General features: G+C 36.4%; 22 protein-coding genes, 2 tRNA genes and 2 pseudogenes. 20 read left to right on the forward strand and 6 right to left on the reverse strand.

Annotated features, from left to right (window positions below; translation table 11 throughout):
- Positions 1-19: 19 nt before the first annotated feature.
- The 3 genes from KBP50_RS00110 (at position 20) to proC (ending at position 1,995) form a co-directional block, all read left to right on the forward strand.
- Positions 20-409, forward strand: a complete 390-nt coding sequence (locus tag KBP50_RS00110; protein ID WP_050350564.1) for an RDD family protein — start codon at positions 20-22, stop codon at positions 407-409.
- A 163-nt stretch (positions 410-572) separates the two neighbouring features.
- Positions 573-665, forward strand: a tRNA-Ser gene (locus tag KBP50_RS00115).
- A gap of 520 nt (positions 666-1,185) precedes the next feature.
- Entirely contained in the window at positions 1,186-1,995 is an 810-nt protein-coding gene (gene proC, locus KBP50_RS00120) for a pyrroline-5-carboxylate reductase (protein WP_050350563.1), read from the forward strand.
- A 322-nt stretch (positions 1,996-2,317) separates the two neighbouring features.
- Here proC and KBP50_RS00125 read toward each other — a convergent pair whose 3' ends face one another.
- Positions 2,318-2,998, reverse strand: a complete 681-nt coding sequence (locus tag KBP50_RS00125; protein WP_050350562.1) for a deoxynucleoside kinase — start codon at positions 2,996-2,998, stop codon at positions 2,318-2,320.
- Positions 2,999-3,025: 27 nt separating this feature from the next.
- Entirely contained in the window at positions 3,026-3,664 is a 639-nt protein-coding gene (locus tag KBP50_RS00130; RefSeq protein ID WP_050350561.1) for a deoxynucleoside kinase, read from the reverse strand.
- 202 nt (positions 3,665-3,866) lie between these two features.
- Between KBP50_RS00130 and KBP50_RS00135 the strand changes: the two genes are divergently transcribed.
- From KBP50_RS00135 to KBP50_RS00215, 16 genes and pseudogenes are all read left to right on the forward strand, one after another.
- Positions 3,867-3,939, forward strand: a tRNA-Arg gene (locus KBP50_RS00135).
- 762 nt (positions 3,940-4,701) lie between these two features.
- A pseudogene (locus tag KBP50_RS00140) lies at positions 4,702-5,195 on the forward strand (T7SS effector LXG polymorphic toxin); the annotation flags it as partial.
- Between the two features lie 6 nt (positions 5,196-5,201).
- The gene (locus tag KBP50_RS00145; RefSeq protein WP_050350559.1) at positions 5,202-6,245 is read left to right on the forward strand and encodes a hypothetical protein; all 1,044 of its coding nucleotides are present in this window, start codon (positions 5,202-5,204) and stop codon (positions 6,243-6,245) included.
- A 54-nt stretch (positions 6,246-6,299) separates the two neighbouring features.
- Positions 6,300-7,214: pseudogene (locus KBP50_RS21935) on the forward strand (SMI1/KNR4 family protein).
- A 960-nt stretch (positions 7,215-8,174) separates the two neighbouring features.
- Positions 8,175-9,107, forward strand: coding sequence for a phosphotriesterase family protein (locus KBP50_RS00160; protein ID WP_050350557.1), 933 nt, complete (start codon positions 8,175-8,177; stop codon positions 9,105-9,107).
- A 10-nt stretch (positions 9,108-9,117) separates the two neighbouring features.
- The gene (locus KBP50_RS00165; protein ID WP_050350556.1) at positions 9,118-9,771 is read left to right on the forward strand and encodes a 3-dehydro-L-gulonate-6-phosphate decarboxylase; all 654 of its coding nucleotides are present in this window, start codon (positions 9,118-9,120) and stop codon (positions 9,769-9,771) included.
- A gap of 14 nt (positions 9,772-9,785) precedes the next feature.
- The gene (locus KBP50_RS00170) at positions 9,786-10,619 is read left to right on the forward strand and encodes an L-ribulose-5-phosphate 3-epimerase (RefSeq protein ID WP_050350555.1); all 834 of its coding nucleotides are present in this window, start codon (positions 9,786-9,788) and stop codon (positions 10,617-10,619) included.
- Entirely contained in the window at positions 10,580-11,539 is a 960-nt protein-coding gene (locus tag KBP50_RS00175) for a transketolase (RefSeq protein ID WP_082240866.1), read from the forward strand. Before KBP50_RS00170 ends, KBP50_RS00175 begins: the two co-directional genes overlap by 40 nt.
- A gap of 2 nt (positions 11,540-11,541) precedes the next feature.
- Positions 11,542-12,561 (forward strand): transketolase family protein, encoded by a 1,020-nt coding sequence (locus KBP50_RS00180; protein ID WP_050350554.1) that lies wholly within the window; start codon positions 11,542-11,544, stop codon positions 12,559-12,561.
- Positions 12,562-12,574: 13 nt separating this feature from the next.
- Positions 12,575-13,234: an L-ribulose-5-phosphate 4-epimerase gene (locus tag KBP50_RS00185; RefSeq protein WP_050350553.1), complete on the forward strand. Its 660-nt coding sequence runs from the start codon at positions 12,575-12,577 to the stop codon at positions 13,232-13,234.
- Between the two features lie 695 nt (positions 13,235-13,929).
- Positions 13,930-15,081 carry an iron-containing alcohol dehydrogenase gene (locus KBP50_RS00190; protein WP_050350551.1) on the forward strand — a complete coding sequence of 384 codons (1,152 nt, stop codon included), beginning with the start codon at positions 13,930-13,932 and terminating at the stop codon, positions 15,079-15,081.
- Between the two features lie 130 nt (positions 15,082-15,211).
- Positions 15,212-16,168 (forward strand): sugar kinase, encoded by a 957-nt coding sequence (locus tag KBP50_RS00195; RefSeq protein WP_050350550.1) that lies wholly within the window; start codon positions 15,212-15,214, stop codon positions 16,166-16,168.
- A gap of 374 nt (positions 16,169-16,542) precedes the next feature.
- Positions 16,543-17,568, forward strand: a complete 1,026-nt coding sequence (locus KBP50_RS00200) for a 2-keto-3-deoxygluconate permease (protein WP_050350549.1) — start codon at positions 16,543-16,545, stop codon at positions 17,566-17,568.
- A gap of 141 nt (positions 17,569-17,709) precedes the next feature.
- Positions 17,710-18,666 (forward strand): sugar-binding transcriptional regulator, encoded by a 957-nt coding sequence (locus KBP50_RS00205; protein WP_050350548.1) that lies wholly within the window; start codon positions 17,710-17,712, stop codon positions 18,664-18,666.
- 1,162 nt (positions 18,667-19,828) lie between these two features.
- Positions 19,829-20,326, forward strand: a complete 498-nt coding sequence (locus KBP50_RS00210) for a zinc metalloprotease (protein WP_050350547.1) — start codon at positions 19,829-19,831, stop codon at positions 20,324-20,326.
- Between the two features lie 28 nt (positions 20,327-20,354).
- Complete coding sequence (locus tag KBP50_RS00215; RefSeq protein WP_050350546.1) at positions 20,355-20,942, forward strand: hypothetical protein; 588 nt, start codon at positions 20,355-20,357, stop codon at positions 20,940-20,942.
- Positions 20,943-21,078: 136 nt separating this feature from the next.
- Here the strand turns inward: KBP50_RS00215 and KBP50_RS00220 are convergent, their stop codons facing one another.
- From KBP50_RS00220 to KBP50_RS00235, 4 genes are all read right to left on the reverse strand, one after another.
- Positions 21,079-21,690, reverse strand: a complete 612-nt coding sequence (locus tag KBP50_RS00220) for a hypothetical protein (protein WP_050350545.1) — start codon at positions 21,688-21,690, stop codon at positions 21,079-21,081.
- A complete protein-coding gene (locus KBP50_RS00225; protein ID WP_072741528.1) occupies positions 21,683-22,213 on the reverse strand; it encodes an RNA polymerase sigma factor in 531 nt (176 codons plus the stop codon). The genes KBP50_RS00220 and KBP50_RS00225 overlap by 8 nt, the downstream gene beginning before the upstream one ends.
- Positions 22,214-22,568: 355 nt before the next feature.
- On the reverse strand, positions 22,569-23,324 hold the full coding sequence (locus KBP50_RS00230; protein WP_050350543.1) for a MurR/RpiR family transcriptional regulator: 756 nt from the start codon (positions 23,322-23,324) through the stop codon (positions 22,569-22,571).
- Between the two features lie 177 nt (positions 23,325-23,501).
- Entirely contained in the window at positions 23,502-24,143 is a 642-nt protein-coding gene (locus KBP50_RS00235; protein ID WP_050350542.1) for a pentapeptide repeat-containing protein, read from the reverse strand.
- A gap of 474 nt (positions 24,144-24,617) precedes the next feature.
- Here KBP50_RS00235 and KBP50_RS00240 point away from each other — a divergent pair, with 474 nt between their 5' ends.
- Entirely contained in the window at positions 24,618-26,228 is a 1,611-nt protein-coding gene (locus KBP50_RS00240) for an alpha-glucoside-specific PTS transporter subunit IIBC (RefSeq protein WP_050350541.1), read from the forward strand.
- Positions 26,229-26,242 lie beyond the last annotated feature (14 nt).

A 26,242-nucleotide genomic window follows, 5' to 3' on the forward strand; every position in this document is an offset into this window, starting at 1 on the left:
AGTGAAGGGGGGGATTGAAGTGAAATCGTTAACGAAAAAACGGATGAAAGCTTTTTTTATTGATGTGGCAATTTCTGCTGCTGTCACAGCTGGTGTAGAATATGTTTTACGGAAAAAAGTAAAGAATGAGGTTGTGCATGCTATCGTTACGCCAACAGTTGTCATGTGGTCACTCGAGTACATACAGCTGCGACAACGCGGGCAAACAGTTGGTTACAACCAAATGGGGTTGGAATTGCAGAGTGAAACAGGCTTTGAATTAACACCGATACAAATTTTTAAACGGATGGCTTATCGTGATACTTTAAGTAACTTGCAATACATCATTAATCGCAATTCTTTTGAAGAGAAAGACGGTGCCGTATTTCCGCATGATCGCTACTCTGGTACGATAGTAAAAGAAGTATAACAAACGCGTATAGCACAGCTGTTATCTTACAACCTTCTGATTGCAGCTGTGCTATTTTTCTTCTTAGATAATGTAGACATTATTGTCACTAAAAAATTTTCAAAATGTCTATTAGGAATTGACAAGCCTATAAAAAACATGGTATATTATATCTTGTCGCCACGGAGGTATACCCAAGTCTGGCTGAAGGGATCGGTCTTGAAAACCGACAGGGGTGTAACAGCCCGCGGGGGTTCGAATCCCTCTACCTCCTCCATTTAAAATTAGCGCATAAAATTTTGGAGATATAAAAAATCGTTACACTGTAGCGATTTTTTTAATATATGTTGGCTAGATTAGTATCATTTTACCTTTATTACTTGACAATTTTTACATTTACACATATAGTACATTACTAACCAAATAAAAATGTAAAAGCTATGATGAGGCCAGTAGTATCATGTACGAACGACAGAGAGCGGGATTCACCGGCTGAAAGATCCCAAAACGTAGACGACAGATACGAACCTACCTGTGAGCTGTTAGAATAAACCTGACCGCAGATCAAATCTGTGTTGACAATATAAGCTGGGCATAGTAAAAACTATGTCAAATTAGGTGGTACCGCGGAAAACTCTTTTTCGTCCTTATTGTTAGGATGAAAGGAGTTTTTTTTATCTTCAGAAGGAGAATGTTTTAAAATCGTTAACGGTATGATTAGAAAATAAACATGTAGAGGATAGAAATGATAATAAATAGCCAATTTTTCGTGATATAAAAAAGGAGGTCGATATACAATGGATAAAAAGATTGCATTTATTGGTGCAGGTTCCATGGCAGAAGCAATTATTTCCGGCTTGATTCAATCGCAAATTATTGATAAGCAACAAATCATCGTTACGAATCGGAACAATCGTCAACGAATATCCTACTTAAAAGAAAAGTATCAAATAATTAGTATGCAAAATAAACAACAACTAATGGAACAAGCAGATATTATTCTATTAGCTACAAAGCCATGTAATATGGAGCAGGCCATTGCATCCGTTCAACCATATATGAGGGATAATCACTTGATTCTCTCTGTTACAGCAGGAATATCTACAAAGAGGATTGAACGATGGATTGGATTAAAGATACCAGTTATTCGCGCAATGCCCAATACATCTGCTTCTATTGGCTATTCAGCAACAGCTTTATGTATAGGCGCTTACGCCATAACGGAGCATTTACAAATAGCGGAGCAATTATTCAATACGATTGGAACGACGGTTCAAGTGAACGAAGCGGAAATGCATATGGTAACAGGGATTTCTGGAAGTGGTCCAGCATATATTTATTATCTCATCGAGGCAATGGAGCAAGTAGCTGTAGAAGCTGGCATGAGTTCAGCTACAGCAAAACAGCTGATTCATCAAACGTTGCTTGGGGCTGGAAAAATGTTGAACCAAACGAATGAGTCCGCAACAGAATTACGAAAAAAAATAACAAGCCCGGCCGGAACGACAGAAGCAGGCATTCAAACATTAGAACAGAATCATTTTCAACAAATGATAAAGAATTGTATCTATGCAGCAAGAGATCGGTCTATAGAATTAGGGGAATAAAGTGCTGGTAAGCAGCTCTATTGGAAGTTTTAGTAAAATCGCCGAAGTTCACAATTTCAGGAGAGTTAATGAACAAGAAGCAGGTTCGAAAGGTTCGAACCTGCTTTTGGTGGTCAATTAAAACTAAGAAAACTAAGCTGTGAAGGAAATAGTGAGGAAGCATTTCTCTTTCACAGCTTAGTTTATATTAGTTAGCCTTTTGTTTAGTTTCAACATTTAAAGCTGTAAGCTCAAAAGTTGATGAGGTCAATTCTTGTAAAGGTGGTCAACAGAACGCTAATTTCTTTTCTAAGATGGATTTCCTCATATGATCCAACCAACTTTATACACGATCACGTGATTTCCAACGGCGAGATTGTTGGATAAAATGTCCGATACGCTCTAAAATGGGTTCAATCGATGTTTCTTCTTTCATCAAGTCATAATCCGAAATATTAATGCGAAGAATAGGACAAGCATTAAAATTATTTATCCAATTTTGGTAGCGTTTATATAGTTCTTGCCAATAGGAAATGGGGGTGTTTTTTTCCATTTCGCGACCGCGTTCGTGAATACGAGCAATAATAGCATCAAAGGAGCCCTCTAAATAAATGAGCAGGTCAGGGTGTGGGAAATATGGTGTCATGACCATTGCTTCAAATAAATTTGTATAGGTTTCATAATCGGTTTTGGACATGGTGCCTTTATCGTAATGCATTTTTGCAAATATACCTGTATCTTCGTAAATAGAGCGATCCTGAATAAAGCCGCCACCATATTCAAAAATTTTCTTCTGTTCCTTAAAACGTTCTGCTAGGAAATATATTTGTAGGTGAAAACTCCACCGTTCAAAGTCTGCATAAAACTTCTCTAAATATGGGTTCGTGTCTACTTTTTCATAAGAAGTCTTAAAGTTAAGAGCTTTCGCTAACGCATTTGTCATAGTTGATTTGCCCACCCCGACAGTACCGGCAATGGTAATAATGCTATCATGTGGGATTTGATATTTTTCTCTTGGATTCATCGTTGCTTGTTCCCCTTCTATACTTTTCTAATCGATTGTTAGTTGCTTTAAGTTCATGGATACTAGCTCAATAATCTGAACCAAATGCTCTTGATAACAAACAAAGTCTAGTTTATCACCATCAATTCGTATAACTGGAATATTTGGGTGCAGCTTTTCAAATTGATTCATATAATCTTCATAATCCTGTGCAAGCTGTGCAAGGTAGGATGCTTGAATGTTTTGCTCAATTTGTCGACCGCGTTTTTGGATTCGCTCTAAAATAGTATCCAAGCTAGCATTTAAATAAATCATCATATTGGGTACAGGCATATCCTCTGTTAAAATCCGATAGATTTGCTCGTACTTTTGAAACTTATCTTTTGGTAATGTACGTTTAGCAAATATCATGTTTTTCGATATATGATAATCAGCAACGACGGGCTGATCGTTACGTAAGTATTGTTTATCTATGTCTTCTAATTGCTTAAATCGATTGCATAAAAAGAACATTTCTGTTTGGAAACTCCATTCTTCAATGTTTTCATAAAATTTTCCTAGAAATGGATTTTCCTCGACAATTTCTTTTAAGAGCTGAAATTGAAAATGAGCGGACAATTTTTCGGCAAGGGATGTTTTCCCGATGCCAATCGGCCCCTCAATAGCAATAAATGGTACTCCTGTCATCGCTTCTTCCTCCAATCTAAAAACAGAACAGGTGTAAACTATTTTATCATAATCGAAGCGTGGAAACTATGTACACTGTGTGACGTTACCCATAGTACTTTTCAAGCAGGAAGGAATTTTGTATAATAGATAGTGCTTGATTAAAAAGCAGGTGAGATATGTTAGCCTTGTAGCCTGAAATTTATAGTTATATATTTTATATGCCCCCGTAGCTCAGGGGATAGAGCATCGGTTTCCTAAACCGTGTGTCGCAGGTTCGAATCCTGCCGGGGGCGTAGGTTTATTGTCTATCAGTGTTTCCACCACAACACCACCTCCTGTAACTATAATCTCAATGAGTTACGTGGAAATGGTGTTTATTTACTTTTTTTGGGTATTTTATCATCTTCAATTACTTTATCATTTTCAATATAAAAGTTATATTGCTTTTCGTCACCTTCCAACATTATTACTCCCCCGTATTTTTGTTCGGGGATATCCTTCCAGTTATAATTTCCTCTAATTACAGCAATATCAGAGTATTGATAGCCCTTTTCCTCTCTTAAATATTGCCTTGCTATATCTTCTGTATCTACTATTTTTTTAGGGTTACCGTAAAAAAGCCTAAATAAATACAGTAAAGATTAAAAGAAAACATTATTACTAATAGAATTACCAATACTTTTCTGGAAAATAATTTATTTAACATGTAATCTCAGCACCTCTTACTTTTTATATAAAGAACTGTTATATGTTCACTCCACATTCGGCGGCACAAAATTAACATAAGTCGCTCTCTTTTGCTCAAAGCCCCCAGCCTTATGCAAATATCTGGTACAAATTTTAGCGGTCATTTCTCTGGCGTGTAATTCCATATGCCAGATTTATTTTTATGCTGCCACTTATATGTAGTTTTGATATAAACAATCCCATATATTTTTTACTTTTAGTATAATGCAACTAAAGGGGTTACATTGAAATGATTACCAAGGGGATAGGAGGAGATTTTCATTAAGGCGCTTTATGTAAGCGACCTTCATAGCTATATCGACAAAACCATATCGCAGCTAGAACAAATACATACACAAGTAAAAAACATCCAGAAAAGCATAGAGGGCAATATAGCTTTGGAGGATGTGTTTAAAGGGAAAACGGCTCCCCATTCTATTCGAACCTTCTATCAAGAGGTACATATGCCGTTTCTGTTGTTCCTAGAGGGGTTTATTACGAATTACTCCGATACGTTACAGGAAATGAAAAAGTCGATTCAAGACATGGAACCAAACAAAGATGGGGTTATTCGCGAGGATTTTCTTTCTCAAGACGTGCAACGAGGTTTTGAACGAATGGAACAGATTACCATGGCGTTAACGGATGAAGCAAATGCCGTTCTTCACTCGGTCAAAGATATTGTTAACATTCGCGATATAGACGATGGCGAGTTCCTAGATAAAGTACAACATGCGAAAAAGCTGAACGTCAGACGATAGAGAAGCTCCACGCCTTTGACCGCCATAATACAGCTAAGCTAGAACCCGTAGAACAAGATATACGAACGATGAAGAATTATATTAGTCAAATCCGTGAGCTAGGAAACAATGGGAAGTTACGTATTGGCAGCTACCAAGCAAGGCAACTAGATGATCAAAAGTTTCACAAAGAACTTGTAGCTGGTATTGAGAATAAGGCTGTTAGAAACGCAATTGGGCTTGAGGCAGTTCTTGGCGAAGCAGGTAAGCTTCTACTCTCTAGGTATACTCGATTTGCAGCTATTCCGATTCAGTATTTACAGAAACATTTTGGATTAAAAACCATGGATTACAGCTACCGGGCTATACATGCAGCTGTAGCAGCATCAGGTGACCGTTTAACTACAGGAGAATTTACTACCATTGAGCACCAAGTGGTTTCTAAAGTAAAGGTCTCGGACTATAAGAAAGAATGGCATGGTGTATACTATACGCTAATTGATGGTAGAAAAGTCCGTGAGTTTAAAGAATCTGATGGTTCCGTGACGTACGAATTGGTATCATCAATTCCAGATGATCGGAGGCAAAATGCATGTCAAAAGTCTGCTCAAGCGTTTCAAGAGATAGGTTCGGATGTATTAAAAGCAGCAGAGGATAGAAATGAAGCTAAATTCGACTCTTTTTATGATTTCGGAAATTATATTACTTTTGGTGCATTGAATACGGGACAGGACTTTTCAAAAGGTCTTCAGGTCCGGGCAGAAAATATGTTGAATACACCAAAAGACTTTGTTAACTGGTTTACTGTTGGTGGAGTAGACATGATGCATGGGACAATAAGTCCTGAAGAAACGTATTCCAAAGAACATTGGTTATCTAGTTTTGGTTTGTTTTCAACGGTTTTTGGTACAAAGTCGTTCCTTTCTAAGCCAAAATCTGGTAGTAAGTTTGCGGACCAAAACGACGTTGGAGAAGTAATTTCTAAAAATAATACGTATACAAGGTCCTCTCTAAAAATTCCTACGATGTTGAATATAAAGGAATGGATGAGAACACAAATACCTAAGTTCAATGTAGTTAGTGATACGACAGGCGGCTATCACTATACAGTGAGTAGGGAAGTAGTGCGTTAAAAAAAGATAACAGTAATCAAAAAACAAAAAAAGATTTCAATAAGGTTAACCAACATGAGATTAAAAGTGCACTTAAAGATTACCAACAGAATAGTAAATATACAGTGGAAGGATAGGAAACAAGTTGTAAGTCTCACAAAAGAACAATTAGCTTCAAAACCGCCTTATTCTCGTGATCCGATTAAAAGGCAAAAGAAAGGTGGGAAAATCGAAATTGATGAGCATGGTATATGGACATATATTGATTGGGAAGTACCTCCAAATAAAGTGTCCTACCCTAATGGTTTTCCTGATTTTAAATCAGCTGGATTAGTTATACAAGAAGTTCAACTAAAAAAATTTAAAAGTTATTCTGTAGACTGTGAAGTGGCAGATAAACTGGCGCCAAACGGACCTAAATCTTCAAAAAATACTTGGCATCACCATGAAGATTTAAAAACGATGCAGGAAGTAAATAAAGTTTGCATAGAAGGTTTATGCACCGGGGTGGTATGGCGTTATCAAAAGAATAGGAGTGTTAATATGAACATCAACCCTTTTAAAGGAGCAACAGAAGAATTAATCAGCAATTTTGAAAAAATGATAGGTTTTTCTTTACCTACCGACTATAAACAGTTTTTATTACGATATAATGGGGGTACAACTAAAAAAAGATATAGTACTTTCTTTGTTAAAGAGTTAAATCAAATTATACAATTAGATGTTTTATATGGAATCGGAGTTGATGATGAAGCATTCGATTTAGAAACTTAGTATGATGAATTTGCTGATGATTTATTATTAAATAGTTTAGTAATAGGTGATGATACCGGGTCGGGCTTAATTGTACTAATTGCAGATAACGAACATGACGGCATTTACTATTGGGATCATTCATTTCACTTTGATAACTCAAATGAAAACGCAAATACTTATAAAATAGCCAATAATTTTAAAGAATTTTTAAACCAATTAGATATTCCTAGATAATTATAACTGTGTGAGGTCACTACCCTTACGCGTAGGCTTTTTTACTTTGGAAATCAGTTATTTTTTTTTCAATGGAAAAAGTTCTCTATATTCACAGAGAGCTAGAGCAAATGAATTTGAATATCTTAGTTGAAGATTCTAATACAAGAATTTAAAAAGGAGAAGGCCTAAAAACCTTCTCTTTTATAGTGATCAAATAGTGACCAACGAGTGACAAAAACTAAAAGTTACTTTGTATACTGTGGTAAGGTTACATAAATACGATTTAAACATCGTCGAGCACAAAATTAATATAAGTCGCTCTCTCTTGCTCAAATTCAACAGCTTTGTTCGGAAAGCCCTCACTAATTTATAGAAAAGGCTGTTTTAATGGTGGTCACACTTTTGGTAACGTAGTAAGCGAAACAAACTAAAATACTTTGTTGAACGTAAATTTTAAAAAATGTACCAACTACTATTATATTTCATCCCTAACTTCTCCTGCCCTCTTTTGATTTAGCAAACCCAGATACTTCTTTCTACTTTTACTTTTTGTTGTAACATGTTCTTCTTAAATGATAATTACAAATAAGGCATTGTTTCATGCTTATATCCCCCTCCGCTCTAACTAAGTGCATCTCTATTTGGCTGTTAATTAAACGATTTCCACCACAAGCAAGAAACTATCCATCTACCTATTTTTATCTATCCAAAGGCTGATTATAGTTTTCAATATTCTGTCTCTTTAAATGTTATAAAGACACTTTTGGCATTTCTTAGGTTCTTTTCTATCACTCATCTCTTCTATTAGTGGAAATAAATAACTTTCAGATAGTATTAGCTTAAAATTTGGAAAATAATAACTGAAAATAATATAAAAAAAGTGTTTTGCAAACGCTTTTTTTGTGTTATATTAATAATGAAGTTAACAAAAGTTCATATAGTTGAACATTTGTTCAAATGAATAGGAGGGATTATCTTATGGCAAAAGGAATGGTTAGAACAGTATTAGGAGATATCGAAGCATCAAAAATGGGCTTTACAATGGCACATGAACATATTCTTACAAATCCACAAGGGGAAGGAACAAAAAATAATTTGGATCACCATTTAGACAGTGTTCCATTGGCAATTCAAATGTTAAAAGAATTCAAAGAAATTGGTGGTGGGGCGATTATTGAAACAACTCCACAATCATGGGGAAGAAATACTCCGGGAATGGTCACTGCTTCTCAAGAATCAGGCGTACATGTTATTGCATGTACAGGATACATTTGTGAAGAGCATGGCATGGAGCCAGAATTAACAGATTGGTCAATCAACTACATTGCGGAGAGAATGTTGCATGATGTCCAAGTAGGGATGGATGGAACGACTGTAAAAGCTGGATGGATTAAAGCTGGTACTGCTTATAATCACATTACCTCAAACGAAGAGAAAGTGTTAAGAGCGGGTGCACGTGCAGCAATGAAAGCTGGCACATGTCTTCATACTCATACAACCGCTGGAACGATGGGAATCGAACAATGTGAAATTGTGTTAGAAGAGGGATTAGATATGAGTAAGTTCATCGTTGCTCATGTGGATCGTTTTCCTGATTTGTGGTACCATCGTCAAATTTTAAAGACGGGTGCAAACATCATCTATGATGGTCCTGGAAAAGCAAAATACTATCCAGATAGCATGAGAATTGAATTGCTTCAACAATTAGTTGAAGATGGTTACGAAGATCAGATCATGCTTTCCAATGATATGGGAAGAAGATCTCACCATAAAGTATACGGATATGGACCTGGATTTAACTGGATTAAAGAACGTTTCTTACCAAGATTGCTTGATGAAGGATTTAGTCAAGAGGTCCTTGATAAGTTTATGATTTATAACCCTGCAAGAGTTTATCAAATGGAAAAATAGAGGTGCCAACATGAGCAGACCAAAATTACAACTGGCTTTAGATAACCATGATTTATCGAGTTCTTTAGCTGCTGCTCAAAAATCCCAATCACAAGTGAATGTGATGGAAGTAGGAACGATTCTCGCTGTTGAAAATGGAATGAAAGCGGTACGTATTATGAAAAGCCTATTTCCAGACCATATCGTATTAGCGGATATTCGCATTATCAAGGCCGGAGGAAAATTGGCCAAATTGGCCTTCGACTCCGGTGCTGATTGGGTAACGGTCATAAGTGATGCTTCAAAAGATACGATTGAAGCAGTAGTAAAGGAAGTAAAATCGCGTGAAAACAAAGATGTTCAGATAGAAATAAATCAAACCTTTACAAATGAACAAACCGAATACTGGAGATCTTTAGGGATTACACAGTTAATCTATCATCGTTCTAGTGAGGTAGTAGAGGAAGAAGAAAAATGGAGCCCAGAAGTCATCAATGAACTTAAGAGCTTAGCGGATAAAGGGTTTCAGTTGAGTATTACCGGTGGATTATCCGTTGACGAAATCAAATTATTTAAAGATGTCCCGGTTTATTGCTTTATTGCTGGAAGGAAAATCGCTAACTCCCCCAATCCTTTCCAGGCAGCGAAAGAGTATAAAGATGAAATCATCCGTGTGTTTGGATGATGGAGGTGCTGCAAATGAAAACAATAAAATTAGGAATCTATGAGAAGGCGTTGCCGCTTAATAAGGATATTGAAGAGGTTTTACACTCAGTAGCTGAAGCTGGTTACTCCTTATATGAAATAGCTTTAGACAAAGACCGTTTACCAAGGTTTCAATGGTCGACAGAACAGAAAGCAACATGGCTTCGAGCTACATTAAACAGTGGAGTCCACTTCTATAATTTGGTTCTAAGTGCACATCGCGACTTTCCTTTCGGTAGTAAAGAAGCAAAAATTCGACAACAAGCATTGAAAATTATGGAACAGGCTATTGATTTTTCAGCAAGTATGGGTATTCGTACCATTCAAATTGCCGGTTATTATACACTTGAACACGAAGTATCAACTGATTATTCTAAGAAAAGGTTTTTAGAAGGAATGTATCAATCGGCTGAACTTGCCAGTCAGGCAGGGGTGATGCTTGGCCTTGAGAATGTTGACAGAGACATAATTTCTTTAGAACAAATAAAGGAAGTCGTCGAAGAAGTTCACTCCCCTTGGTTAAAGATGTATCCAGATGTCGGGAATTTAACGGCACATCATTTTAATGTTAAACAGGCGCTAGCAGAGAACATCAACCATATCGTTGGTATCCATCTTAAGGATACGAAAGAAGGAGTTTTCAGAAGAGTTCCATATGGAGAAGGAATCGTCAATTTTAAAGCTGTGTTTGAGAGTCTTTTCAAAGCTGGTTACAAAGGACCTTTTAGTTTAGAAATGTGGAACGACAACAGCAGAAATAGCTTGGAAATTATTAAGGGGGCAAGAACATGGATATTAGATCAAATGTCACAACAAGTTCGAAGATAAAACCAAATGAACCATATGATTATAAAAAAATGGAACAAATAGCTCATGGGATTCGCCAACGGGTATTAGAATTAACTATTGAAAAAAATGGATGTTATTTGAGTCAAGCTCTTTCCAGTGCTGAAATAGTTTCTGTTTTATATGGAGGGTTAATGAAATTAGGAGAAAGCCAAGCACCATTTGTTGCTCCATCTTTTGGAGGGGTACCGGGAAACAGCAATAAAGACTATGTAACAGGTGCGGCTTATAACGGACCTACTGGCCCAGGGTATGACCGTTTATTGATATCGCCTGCTCACTATGCCGTCGTGATTTATGCGGCTTTAGTTGAGTCGGGAAGATTATCCCCAGATTCTTTGAAGGAATTTAATGTCGATGGAAGCATTGTCGAGCAAATCGGTGCCGAACATTCCCCTGGTTTTGAATTGACAACGGGTTCATTTGGTCAAGCGATAAGCCAGGCAGGCGGAATTGCTCATGCTAGAAAAATGAGGAATGAAAAAGGACGCGTCTTCTTGTTCATGTCTGACGGAGAGTTAGAGGAAGGGCAAACTTGGGAAGGAATCCAAGCTGCTGCTCATTATAAATTAGATAATCTAGTTGTTTATGTCGACGTTAATGGTCAACAGTACGATGGCTGGACAAAGGATGTCATGAATATCGAACCAATAAATTCCCGTATCGAGGCGTTTGGTGGAACTTGTGTCACGGTGGATGGACATCATATTGACGAATTAGTGAGAGCAAGCCAAACACCAACTGAAAACAAACCACTGTTCGTTTTATGTTATACCAATTCTGCACAAGGGCTACCGGAGTTAGATTATCGAAAGCCAAATCTTCACTTTGTAAGATTTCGTGATCATGAAATCGAACAGTTTAAAGCGATTCTTGAAGATATGAAGAAAGGAGTTCGCTAAATATGGTTGAATTTGTAAATAATCCTCATTCCGAAAACATGGTGAGATATGGAAGGGAAAGAGAAAATACGCTTGTCTTATCTGGTGACTTAACAGGTTCAACAGAGATTGCTGAGTTCAAAAAGCAATTGCCTGAAAAATTTGTTTCCATGGGTATGGCCGAACAAAATATGTTAAGTTGGGCTGGTGGTTTGGCAAGGGAAGGTTATGTTCCATTTCTGCATACGTTTGCTGTCTTTCTTTATCGAAGACCATACGACCAATTATCTATGTCAGTCGCATATCCTAACTTAAAGGTGCGTTTAGTTGGATTTCTGCCGGGGATAATGACACCAGGTGGGGTTACTCATCAAGCAATCGAGGATATTTCCGTTGTAAAGAGCATTCCAAATATGACCATTTTTGAAACAGGGGATGCGACCGATGTTGAAACCGTCTTAGACGCCACCGATGATATCGATGGGCCTATTTACATCCGAATGCTACGCGGACGTTTGCCTCGTTTGTTCCCGAAAAATGAACCATTTAAGTTCAATACAGCTAGAATTTTAAATGAAGGTGACGACATTACTGTATTGTCTAGTGGTATCTGTACAGAAGAGGCGATGAAGGCAGTCGAATTATTAAAAGAAAAAGGCGTACATGTGAAACACCTTCATATCTCTACTTTAAAACCATTTACTGATGAACGGGTTGTAAAAGCCCTTCATGAATCAAAAAATGGCGTTATTACACTTGAAAATCACTCGACAATTGGTGGCCTAGGTTCAGCAGTGGCTGATGTGATTGCGGAGAATGGAATCACAACCAAATTAACAAAGATAGGTATTCCGGATAAGTATGCACATGGGGCTTCTGCAGAATATTTAATGCGTAAATTTGGTTTAGATGCTCTCGGTTTATTAAATACGATGGAAAAGGCATTAGATAAGAAATTCAATATCACTGAAGAACAGGTTAAAACATTTGACTTAAAAGTAGAGCAAGAAGAAATAAAGGATACTCAATTAGAAGCACTTTAAGGAGGTAAAGCTTATGCTACTTGAGGAATTAAGAAAGACGGTATGTGCTCAGAACAAGGCACTTGTTGATAACGGCTTGGTGTTATGGACAAGCGGAAATGTCAGTGCAAGAGATCCAGAAACAAATTATGTTGTTATCAAACCAAGTGGCGTGTTGTTTGACCAGCTGACACCAGAGAAAATGGTGGTTGTCAATTTACATGGGAAAGTAATAGAAGGCGATTTAAAACCTTCTGTTGATACTGCATCCCATCTATATGTATATCGTCATCGCGATGATGTTCATGGTATTGTTCACACGCATTCTCCCTATGCTACAAGCTTTGCCATTACGGGAGAACCGTTGCATATCTATACAACAACTTCAGCTGCTGTTTTTGGCGGAACTATCCCAATATCCCAATTCGCCGTCATTGGTGAAGAAGAAATTGGACAGGAGATAGTGGAGAAAATAGGAGAGTCAGAGGCTATTTTAATTCGCAATCACGGTATTTTTACGATTGGAAAAACATCTGAAAAGGCATTAAAAAATGCGGTTGTATTAGAGGAAACGGCACAGTCTGTTCATTATGCGATGTTAAGAACAAAAATAGAACCTTTATCCGAAGAAGTTGTTGAACGAGGTTATCGAATTTATCATGATACGTACGGTCAGAAAAAATCGACTGTTTAAAAGAGTATTGTTCTGGAACAGAATATGCCCAGATTACCTAGGCAGCTATATGTTATCAACGGAAGCTACTAGCATCATAAAAGATTTCGGAAATCATGGGACTACAGTTTCGAGGATTCTAAAAGAGGTAAAGAAACAGGGATTTGTAGAAATTAATTGGAATACCCCTGTTTCTTTAGATTCCCAGCTATCCGTAATCTTACGTAAAAAGCGGAATTTAAAAGTTTATATCTTGTCAGTAGTAAAACTGTATAAAGTTCAAGCAAAAAAGTAATTAAAAGAATGGTTTTGAAAACTTAACCACCCAGTATGTATCTAAGTACAATTGGTTCATGTAAAGAAAAGTCATCTTCAACAAGCAGGGTTATATTTAAATAAAGTTGAGAAAGGTAGTTTACTTCATCGTCCTTTTGTTTGCCCACCCTATGGATGAAAATAAGGAATGGTCCATTGAGATCGCTGCGGACTGCGGTTAAAGAAAAGTGTTTTAATGTCATTATTATTGATAAGGATTGTGCGAAAGAACTGCCTCGATTTTAAGGATTAAAGATGTAAACGATCTGAATTTTATCCATTAATAGAGCCAAAATACAAACTCCTTGAAATTGTGAGACACATCACATATTTTATATAAAATTAGTGTAGAAATAGTAGTATTTTATCTTTTTATTTTTTCCTACGAAGGAGGCAAAATCATGGAGTCTGTATATCATTTTGAAATGCCGACCTCGTTGTATGTGGGGAATAATGCTTTCATCCAATCGATGCCAAAACTTCTTTCTTCTTTAAAGGTGAAGCGAGTTTTGTATTTTACTAGAAGCCGGGGATTAACGATTATTCCTGATTTTAAGGGAAGAGAAGGTCTTGAAGAGGAAGTGTTTTTGGTTAAAGGGGAACCAACTGTTGCGATGGTCGACAATGCTCTAGAGTTTTATGGGCGATTTCGACCAGATGTCATTGTGAGTATTGGCGGGGGAAGTGTGATTGACTTGGCAAAATCGGTTTCTTTTTTAGCAGATGACACAAACAACCTGTTTTATTATTATGATCATCCAAACTATTTAAAGAAAACGGTACCTCATATCTCAGTTCCGACAACATTTGGTACAGGAGCAGAGGTTACAGCTAATGCGGTAATTCGGAGGGGAGATAAGAAGCAGAGTCTTCGATCCAACTCTTTAAGGCCATATGCAGCAATTCTCGATCCTACACTAACCATGGATCTTCCGCTAGATGTTTTAGTTTACTCAAGTTTAGATTGTCTAACTCAATTAATGGAGGCTTTTGTTTCCAATAAGGCGAATCCGTTAACAGATGGTATTTGCCGTGAGGGTCTTCACCTATTTCGTAAAGGCTTTCAGCTTAAACAGCTTTCCACTTTGTCAACGGAAGAACGGCTTTATTTGCAAATTGCTGCTTTATATAGTGGAGTAGCCCTGAGTAATAGCCGTTTAGGAATTATTCATGGAGTGGCAAGTATCATTGGAGGACGCTCTTCAATGGCACATGGAGAAATATGCGCTCGTTTTTTATGTCCGTTTACCGAAATGAATATAGAGAAAGCTCAAAAAGAAGATGAACAAATTCTTCATAAGTATCAAGAGATTGCTAGTATTTTAGGAGAAAAACCGAATCTAAGTGTAGAGGAATTGCCGAGGATTCTTAACCGCTACGAAGCTTCACTTGAGACTCTGACCTTGTCTTCACTTTCATTTCTCGAAGGAAAGGGAGAAGAGATAGCTAAGGAAAGCTTGTTAGCAAGTTCAACACAAGGCACTCCCTTTAGATATACGATTGAAGAAATTCTTCATGTGTTTCAATCTGTTCAAAAGGCGCGTACCCTTTAAATTGGTAATTCTTGCATTAAACAAGTCAACCCCTTCTATATTACTATAAATAGTCTATTTTTTTATAAAACCCAAATCAACATAATTTTGGAAAATTTAAATTAATTAGAAGGAAGAGAGGAGAACAACTATGAGGTTTGATGTAACAACTATCGGAGAAGGAAGTCTTCGTTTATCTGTCCCAGCTGGAAAAAGATTAAATATTGCAACTTCCTTTGATATCGGAGTTTCCGGGGCCGAAGCGAACGTAGTAGGATGTTTATCACGTTTAGGTCGTAAAACGGGATGGGTAAGCTGCTTACCAGATAACCCGTTAGGTAAAAAGGTTCGAAATGAATATCGAAGTCACGGAATTAATATAGATAAGATTATTTGGTCCAATCAATTCCGTTTAGCAACCTTGTATGTGGAGTACGCAACACCACCTCGTTCGACAAAGGTCATTTTTGACCGTAAAAATACTTGTTTTACCAATATTCGTAAGGAAGATGTCGATTGGTCTTATTTATTAGATTCAAAGATTATTCATTTAACTGGAATTACTGCTGCCTTATCCAAAAATACAAAAGAAGTAGTTCAAGAGTTGATTAAACGAGCACATGAAGCTAAGGTACCAATTAGCTTTGACGTTAATTATCGTAGCACTTTATGGGAAAAAGAAGAAGCATATGAAACCCTCCTACCGATGATTCAAAACGTAGAATTACTGTTTTGCTCGAAGCGTGATGCTAAATTTGTATTTGGCTGTGAGGGGGATGATTATGAAATGATCGGTCATTTAAAAGAAATCTCAAAAGCTCACAAAGTAGTTATGTCAAGAGGTGCTGAAAGTGTTCTAGGTTTAGAAGACGGCGTTATTTATGAGGAGCCTGCCCGCAAAGTAGTGATTGTTGACCGAATAGGTGCTGGTGATGGTTTGGCTGGTGGAATTTTACACGGATGGTTAGAAGGAGATTTTGTAAAAGGCCTTAAATATGGAGTTCTCACGGCAGCTTTAGCGTTGAGCCAATATGGCGAAGTTGTTAATACAAACGAGCAGGAAGTTAATGCTCTGTTAGAAAGTGAGGGGGCAGATATTGTTCGCTAATTAGACGAAAAGAAAAAAGTACTGAGTAGAGTTAATGTTATTTTGGATATATGGATGAAGGTTAAATTTAACTAAGGTTTAGTTTTGCTAGCTTTTATGTATAATGTGTGAAATTATTTAGAAGAACCTATTTCCGTTTTTTCTGAATTATCAATTAAATATGCCGATTGTTACAGAAAGAAGGTAAACGGTAATTAATTTTTCCAATATGGTAGGTAAGTCAGTGTTCAACTATTTGAAAGCGCTTAATATACGATTCTGATTTTCTTTGAAAGGATTTGTACGAGCAAGGATGGCAGAAGAAGACCTTACTTTTTACAGAAGGAATTATAACAGAGCATCTCAAAGACTATTTTTAAAAAGGAGTGTTTAAAATGAGAATAAAACGAACCATTGAGAAAATCCCAGCTGGAATGGTTGTCGTCCCGCTCTTTTTAGGGATGATAATTAATTCAATTGCACCGGGACTACTACGAATTGGCGGATTCACCGAAGCATTGCTAGTGAATGGCACGCTGCCGTTTATTGCTTTATTTTTAGTATGTGTGGGTGCTCAAATTCGTGTAAATATGATTGGTTCAGCTGTTAAGAAAGGTCTTACCCTACTTTTATTAAAATGGTTTATCGCTGCTGTAATCGCTGTAATTGGTTTTTCTGTTGCTGGTATGAATGGTCTGTTTCTTGGAATGGCGCCACTTGCTATCCTCGCAGCTATGAGTAATAGTGCTGGTGCCGTTTATCTGGCGGTTGCTGGAGAGTATGGTCGTGAAGATGATACTGCAGCTTATCCGTTTCTTGCCATTAATGATGGTCCTTTCCTTACGATGGTAGCTCTATCATTGTTTGGAATGATGGGGTTTATCGATGGTCTCTTTAATTTCACAGATTTAATTTCGGTTATTTTACCAATAGTAGTCGGCGCTATACTTGGAAATCTTGATGAAGATATGCGCAGGCTTCTTTCAAAAGGAACAGATTTATTAATTCCATTTTTTGCATTCTGTATTGGGATGGGGATTTCATTGCAGTCATTAGTTGAAGGAGGAATAGGAGGAGTACTCATCGGTATCTTAACTGTTGTTCTAACTGGCGGATCCGCTTATTTGATATACAGCTGGTTTGGATGGAATCCAATTGTTGGTGCTTCAGAAGGAACAACAGCAGGCAATGCAATTCCCACTCCTGCCGTTATCGCTGCGGCGAGTCCTGCATTTGCACCAATGATGGAGATTGCTACGGTTCAGATTGCAACCGCTGTAGTTGTAGGTCTAGTAGGCTTACCTTTGTTTATCACTTTCTTGGTTAAACGGTTAGAGAGAAAAGGAGTAGATATCAAAGAATTAAATCTGCCAAAGTCAGAAAGAACAAAACGGGAGGCCTCATTGCGACAAAAGGCATAAGTTCCAATGCGGAAATCAAAAAATGAAAGTTTTAAAATAAACAGCCCTTAGCGATGTTAAATTGCTAAGGGTATGTTTTTTTAATCGATATAGAGGTGTATGTTATGATTATTGTAAATAAATTTTAAAAGGTGAGGGCAAATGAATATTAAAGACCATCAAGTATTGCGAGTAGCCGAGCTATACTATAAACAGGAAATAAGTCAACAAGAGATTTCCAAATTGTTAGGGGTTTCAAGGCCGACCGTTTCACGAATGATTCAAGAGGCTAAAAGACGAGGTTTTGTGAGTATTAACATTAATACACCTGTAGAACTAGATTATAAGTTGTCCGATCAACTTAAAAATACATTTGATATAAAGGATGTCTTGGTCGTTAAGACAGATGACGAAAACTCGGATGTAACGTTAAAACGCGTCGGGTATGTTGCCTCAAGATTTCTGCTTAGTTTACTTGAACCAAATGATCGGATTGGAATCTCATGGGGAAGGACGATAAAACATGTTGTCGATTCTATCACTGAAACAGATCTTAGCAATGTAGATGTCATCCAATTAGTTGGGTCCTTGGGGAGCGGGGACCCAGCCATTGACGGACCTGAGCTTGCATATAAAATGGCAGAGCGATTCAAGGGCACCTATAAATATATTAATAGTCCTGCGGTTGTTTCGGATGAACAAGTAAAAAATGCTCTGCTCCATCAGCAGCAAATCCAAGAGGTGTTACAGGTTGCCGAAAGCTGTAAGATTGTAATAATGGGACTCGGCTCACTATCAGAAAAAAATTCAAGTTTGCATCGGACTGGCTATTTAGAAGAGACGAAAAGAAAAGAATACCTTGAAAAGGGTGTAGTTGGTCATATCCTTGCACAAATGGTCGATGAAAAGGGAGAAAAGGTTAACCTACCAAATAATTATGTTGTCGGTGTACCATTAGAATCTTTATTAAATAAAAAGTGGTCGATTGGAGTGGTTGGCCACTCATTTAAAAATGATATTACTCTTGCGGCAATTCGTGGTAAATATATTAATTCATTAGTGATTGACGAATTTACTGCTAAGAAAGTTTTGAATGACGAAGGGTGGCAGGTCAAATAGTAAAGTAGCTATGTAGCTATGTATCTATAAAACTGAATTTACGAAAAGAATATTAATTGCTCTGATTCTTCTTCATCTTGATATTATATCTAAGCCCCTTGTGGGGTTTATTACATATCAGCTAATCAATAAGCTAGCGACCTTCTTATGTCTGGTTTTCAGCAGATGTCGAGACTGGTATTGCACCTCTTTTTAATTTTTACTAGCATTATTAGTATGTTCTTAGTAATAAATTGGGTTATAAATTGTGAACTATAAACTTGTCATTTTATTCTGGGATGCTTTGTGTAACAGAATTTAGGGGCAAGTTTATTATTTTATGTTGGAAACTGTATGAAATCCGGATAGGTTACCAGTCCAAAAAAAGGCGATACCATTTTTCTTAGATAGAAAAAACCTAAGTGAACTTTGATAAGCAACAAAAATTTCAAACATATTAGAATACATGTATATGGAAAGGAAAAATGGGGATCCTCGCTATTTGATGTTGGGAGCATAACCAAAAGATAGATTCGTAGTCGGTATGACATGGAGCCTCGGCAGACATGATTTACGAGCCAAGACGCCAATATGAAAGGGATATTGGCTCACGCATAGAAATGCTATCATGTCCGCCACTCCACGTAAAACCTCCTTAAACTACCTTCTGCTCCCATACTAAATAGCGGAAAGGAAAAATGGTTGACACGATTATCTTCCCTATAAACAAGAAGACTATCTCGTAATTATATATTTTAACTACTATTTATTCGTAAATGAAGCATGCTCATTGTGCATAATTAGATTGTAACAGGAATACCTTGATGAATTGCAAGCTCCGAAAAATCAATTATTTTTCATAGTAGCTTTGTATATTGCAGGTTTTACATCAAAATATGGATCAAATCTACATTAAGCTTCCTTTTTCTCTTTCTACGCTTTATCTCAGCTCTTCTTTAATCTACTTATAACTCAACTATATTTTTGGAATAAGGGAGGATTTTTATAAGTTTTATAGAATAACTGTTATATTAAGTGATTTAAATATTCAAAAAAGGAGGATGAATATCTTTATTATAAATTATAAAAATAATTTGACATATTTATCAATAGACCTGTAGCCAACTACTAAACGAAGCTTCCACCTAAATGTACTATTATAAAGGAAAGGAATGGTTATAAAATGAAAAAAACTATTTTATTCTCCATTTTTGTCTTACTGTTAATTTTTTCAATTACGAGTCCAGTATCTGCACATTTTATGGAAAGAGATAGACATTCCGTGGATAATGGGGAAATAAGGTGGGGAACTTACCATGGTGGTACTCAATGGACTTCGGCTAGAAATACAGCCATCAATAGATGGGATGCTGAGGGCATCATTAATATTGCTGGCGACACTGCAACTACTATTGAAGATCTATCGTTTACTGATTATTCAGCTTCAGACGGAGTACTGGGCTCATGGACACAATATACTGGGGCTGATAAGATCATGTTTAATAATACCTATTTCAATAATATGTCTTCCTGCCAAAGAAACCACACTGCCCTGCATGAATTAGGGCATGCTTTAAACCTTGACCATAACAATGTTGCAGGAAGTGTTATGAGATCAGGGAGAATTTGTCAAAGCGTTTTAGGTGAACATGATAAGGCGGATTTAAGGCAGCGCTGGTAATATCAATTAACTAAGGAGGTATAAATTAATGAAAAGAAAAACGTTATTTATTATTCTTAGTATATCGATAATGGTAATTGGATTATTTAGCTATAATAAGGTAAATTCCAATGTGAATGCTACCCCTAAGGAGCATAAAGTTATAGAAATTGGGGCAACTTTTATGGCTGATTTTGATAATAAGCAAATATTAGCAGGAACAGTTGATTATATTTTTACAGGCAAAGTATTAGAGAATTTGGGAGAGGTAGATAATTTCGCTTACCCAACTACACAATTTAAAGTAGAAGCTATTCACCAATTACAAGGTAATCTCCCTTCTAAAGAAGTAGTGATTAACCAATATGGCGGACACTTAAAAGAAGAGGTAGATGGAAAAACAATCGAAACTTTATATCTATTTGAAGGAGATCCATTACTAGAAAAGGGAAAAGCTTATATATTTGCTGCTAATAAACAAGAAGATGGTAATATATTATTAATTCCTTTATATGGTAATACAAAATATGATGGGAGTGCTGTAAATAAAAGTGGATTGTTAAGTGAATTTGAGGAAGCAGTTAAAAATCCTATTGTCTCTGAATTACAAGAAAAAGTAAATAGAGCTAGAAAATAGCTGATAGCTAAAGGGAAACCAGAACTTTAATTTAAAATTCGACAATTAGAATGAAAAAAGTTCGGGTTTTCCCACTCCATGATTAATTTTGAATTTATTATTTGTGTTTTAATCTGAGAATGCCAGGTATTTAAAGTCATTTGCTTTGATATATTTTGTTATACTTTTCTATTAACTGTGCTTGCTCGGCTTCTCCGCCAATTTCAATGCTTCCTCCTACAGGGATTATCGTCTTCGTGTCATTTTCATTAGAATTTATAGTGGCAAATAGATAAGTGTTACCTTCTTTAAGCAATTCATCCTCCTCCATCAAAAATAGGTCATTTCCCTCATATCCGCCAATTTGGTTAATTAATGCAGTTTCTGTTAATTTCCCTTTAATGTTTTCTAAAACTTTAATTAAAAATCTTGTTTCAGGATAATTAGTAATAATGGTTTCATCCACTTTCTCAACTTTTCCGACAAATACATTATCTGCAAATTCAACAACTTCTTCCGGATCATTAATGTTAATTACATAATTTGACTCTATCGTCTGCACGTTTGGATTTTCAGGTGGATTATCATTATTAAAATATAATAAACTTAATGTGGCTAGAAAAGCTGTAATTGCTACTGCATATATAAGCTTGAAACTTCTGATTTTTCGTGGCATTTCTGATTTTGCACGATGGATGCCTAGGTCTCGTTTATATTTAAGTTCTTTCGGAATAGATATTTTATCTAGTTCTTGTTTCACTTTATTCAAGTTTGCTCTCTCCTTTCATGTTATTTTTCAGTTTTTTTAAGGCTCTATATAAGATGGTCTTAACCGTTCCTAAAGGTATCTCCAATAACTTGGCTACTTGTTTTATTGTTAAGTCATTGTAGAATCGAAGAATAATCACCGTTTTCTCAGCAGGCTCTAGCTGTTGGATTAATTCGTTTAACGTAATTTTCCAATCTATATTATCCGTGAAGTCTCTAGAATCTTCGTTAACTAGTGGCAATTTATCTATATCAATGATTTTATTTTTTGTTTGACTTCGAATATAATCTATTGAACAATTAATTGCTATTTTGATTAGCCATGTTTTTAAATACTGACTTTCTTTTAGGAATTTAATTGATTTGAATGAACGATATGCAGTTTCTTGAATAACATCTAAAGCAGCATCTTGATTTCCAACGTACACATACGCAACTTTATACAAATCAGCTTCATACTTCTCAAATATTTTTGCAAATGCTTTTTCATCGCTATTTTGAGCTTTTTTAATGAGACCTTTCAAAATTACACCTCCTTGGATTATTAGGCTCTACATATTAGACGACGATATCATCATTTTAGCTTTTATAATTGGATGAAAAATAATTAATTCATAATTTTCCCTATAGAGTGGAGCCTATTGTTGAGTCGATCTTTTAGAGTCATGAAATGTTTGGTACAGCCAAAGCAGAGGAAAAATGGTGACTAAGTGTTGATATACCAATTTATGCTTTTAAGTGTTGGGATAACATAGCAATGGTTAGGAGAGAAACAGTCTATGTAAAATAATTGCTGAATAGCTGTTATATAAAAAGCCCTATCAAAAGGTTCTACACCTTAAAAAGGGCTGCCTAGAGACATTTATTTTAAATACTTAGCTAATTTTTTTGCTGCTCACAATACTCAATATATTTACGGTACATCGTTTCAATAACGATATAGAAAGGGACAAACGAAGTGATCTCTGTACCATCTTTTGTTGATCCTGGAGTTGTTGTAGCGTAAATATTGTTTGGAGACATTTGCGCAAGCTTGTTATTTTTTAAATTGGTAATGGTAATTACATCAATTCCTTTAGCATTTAATTGTTTAATGTTAGGGATAAGCGTCGGAGTGTCGCCGGATAAAGAAATAATAATAACAACGTCTGTATCCTTCATGCCCCGGTACATAGCTTCAAACTCTACTTGGTCGTGAATAAGGATGATAAATGTTTCAATTATGGAAAACATACGTTGACAATCCTTAGCGCACATTAATTGAGCGGTTCCAGTACCGTGTATATAGATACGATCTGCACGAAAAAGTAATTGATTGATATTTTCAAAGTCAACTGATTCTATGTTTTTTAATGTTTGTGCAATATCTGATTGGAATGCCTCCATCAGATTATTAGTTTCATGCTGCGCTTCTCCTTCCCATTTTAAAAAGACTTTAAACTCGCTATAGCCACTGAAACCTAACTTCTTGGTTAGACGATGAATGGAAGAACGTGAAGCATAACAGGCATTTGCCAATTCAACAATACTGAGATCATAGCATGTTTCGCGGTGACTTAAGATATATTGCAGCACATGCAAATCATTTTTGTTTAATTTATCATAATTTTTGTTGATTAAGGATTCTAATTTCATCGGACACTCCTACCTAAAAACGTTGATTACATCCAGTATAGCATTATTTCCTGTAGAAATGCGCTGATGTTCGGTATGCCTTATTTTCTATTCCTTGCATTAGTTAATGTATTCCCTTCCCCTCTTTCGCTAACTGAATACTTTCAGTTGCAGCCTTCTTTTTGACCCTGCACGCGGTTATTCTTTCACTTTTAATCCTAACATTGTAGCAAACGCGATTGCTTGTTGAGGGGAAATTTCACAACCATCTAGTTCGTCTAAAGAAACAATTAGCCTTTCAAAAGTAGAATTACTAAGATCTACATTCTTTAATGGAGTCTGAGAAAAATTGACTTCATTTAAGTCGCATTGCTGGAATTGAACCTTATTAAATTTGCATGCATAAAAATCAGTATTTCTTAAAGAACAGTGATCAAACATTACTTGTTTAGGACTACTATAATTATATGAGCTTAGATTTATTAAACAGTCGTCAAAACGAACATTTCTTAATGTAGCATCTGCAAAATTTACGCCAACCATTTTTGTATCTTTAAATTCAACACGATGAATAATGGCTTCTAAAAAATCTACATTGGAAAGATCACAGTTTTCAAAAACAACATCGGTTAATTCCACATTTTTAAATGAAGCTCCATTAAATTTTACCTGTTTAAACACAACTTCGGTAAATTCTGTTCGATCGTAGTTTTCTTTTTCACCATCACAATTAGAAAGGATGCAATGGTAAAGCGCTTCTTCGTAATCATCAATATCTAAAAGAGTGGCAGACGGTAAATCTGTTCCGATTCTTGGTTTTTCAATTTTAGCTTTAGTCATTAAAGCGGTCTCCTTATCCTATTGGCATATTTGATTAAAGCAATAAAGTGATAAATCGCAAACGTTTGTTCCTATTGTATAAAAAATAAACTTGCGTTGCAAAAAAATTGCACTTTTCGCTTTGAGTAGATGCGATATTTCGCCCCATTTTCTGTCTTGGTTGGGAAAATTCCCACGTTATGAAAACGCGTTCATAAATGGTTACGCTTTCCCTAACCCCTCAAAACCTATTGAATGAATGCGTTGCCAATCATATACTGAATGTAACAAGTGAAAGCGAAATCATAGTGTACATTCATTTGTTAGCTTATTCACTAAGATAATTTGATGGTATATACTATCTGTTTTTTACTTTTAACTAGGTTGTGAGAAAGGTACCTTCAAGTGACGGCAGTCTAGCAAGGAAATTAGAAATAAGCCTTTGCTGTTCAAAATGATTTTTAATCAAATCAAATATATAGGTGGTGGATGTTGATGAATGCAATTCGTAGATTTGGAAGTGCAATGATTGTACCAGTGCTATTATTTCCCTTCTTCGGTATTGTTGTAGGTTTAGCTACATTGTTCAAGAATGAGGCTGTCATGGGGGAGTTGGCTAATCCAGATGGTCTTTGGTATCAAATCTGGTCACTAATTGAGAATGGCGGTTGGACCGTATTTAATCAAATGGAGCTTGTGTTTGTTATCGGTCTTCCGATTTCTTTGGCGAAAAAAGCGCCTGGGCGAGCTGTATTATCAGCTGTCATGGGTTACTTAATGTTTAACTACTTTATTAACGGTATTTTAACCATTTGGGGTCCGGCATTTGGCGTTGACTTTGCGAGTGAGGTTGGTGGTACAAGTGGATTAAAAGAAATTATTGGCATTAAAACATTAGATACAAATATAATTGGTGCTATCTTTATTTCTGCGATTGTTATTTATTTGCACAATCGCTTTTACGAGAAAAAATTGCCTGAATCCATTGGTATTTTCCAAGGCGGACCATTTGTAGTTATGATTTCATTCTTTTTAATGATTCCACTAGCATTTCTTACAAGTTGGATATGGCCAATGGTGCAAAATGGAATTGCTTCGTTACAGGACTTTTTAGTTTCATCAAGTTACGTTGGCGTCTGGCTATTCCATTTCTTAGAGCGGATTTTAATTCCGACCGGTTTGCACCATTTCATCTATACACCGTTTGAATATGGGCCAGCTGTTGTGGATGGTGGTATGAAGTCATATTGGATTTCTCATTTGACAGAGTACTCAAAGGCTACGGGCGCCTTAAATGATATCTTCCCTGGTGGCGGATTCTTATTACAAGGAAATACAAAAATGTTTGGTTCCATTGGAATCGCACTTGCATTATACCATACAGCCAAACCAGAAAAGCGTAAGAAAGTTGGCGCTTTACTATTTGCTGCAGCGTTAACAGCTGTCTTTGCTGGAATTACTGAACCACTTGAGTTTACGTTCTTATTTATCGCTCCATACCTATTTGCTCTTCATGCCATTTTAGGAGCTACCATGGTTACGATCATGCATGGATTTGGTCTTGTTGGTAATATGGGCGGCGGTTTAATTGAAATAGCGGCAACAAACTGGGTACCGCTTATGGGAAATCATTGGGGTGTTTATCTCGCTCAATTTATCATTGGAATCATCTTCATTGTAATCTATTACTACACATTTAAATTTTTAATTTTGAAGTTTGATATTCCAATGCCTGGTCGTGAAAAAAATGACAATGGTGAAACAAAACTTTATACGAAAAAGGATTATCGTGCAAGCAAGGAGCAGACAGCAGCAGCTGGAGAATCTGCTGATGCTGAAAAATATAACAATGAATATGAGCGAAAAGCAGCTATTTACCTGCAAGGGCTTGGTGGTGCAGACAATATAGAAAACGTTACAAATTGTGCAACTCGTTTACGGGTTACGGTATATGACCCGAGCAAAGTAGAAGATGACATGTACTTTAAAGAATATGGGGAAGCCCACGGAGTGGTAAGGAATAATAAGAGCATTCAAGTGATTGTTGGATTATCCGTACCGCAGATTCGTGATTCCATAGATACATTTTTAAGTGATAAACAGTAAACTACACAAGGAGG

Source organism: Virgibacillus pantothenticus (assembly GCF_018075365.1).
GTDB classification, from domain to species: domain Bacteria; phylum Bacillota; class Bacilli; order Bacillales; family Amphibacillaceae; genus Virgibacillus; species Virgibacillus pantothenticus.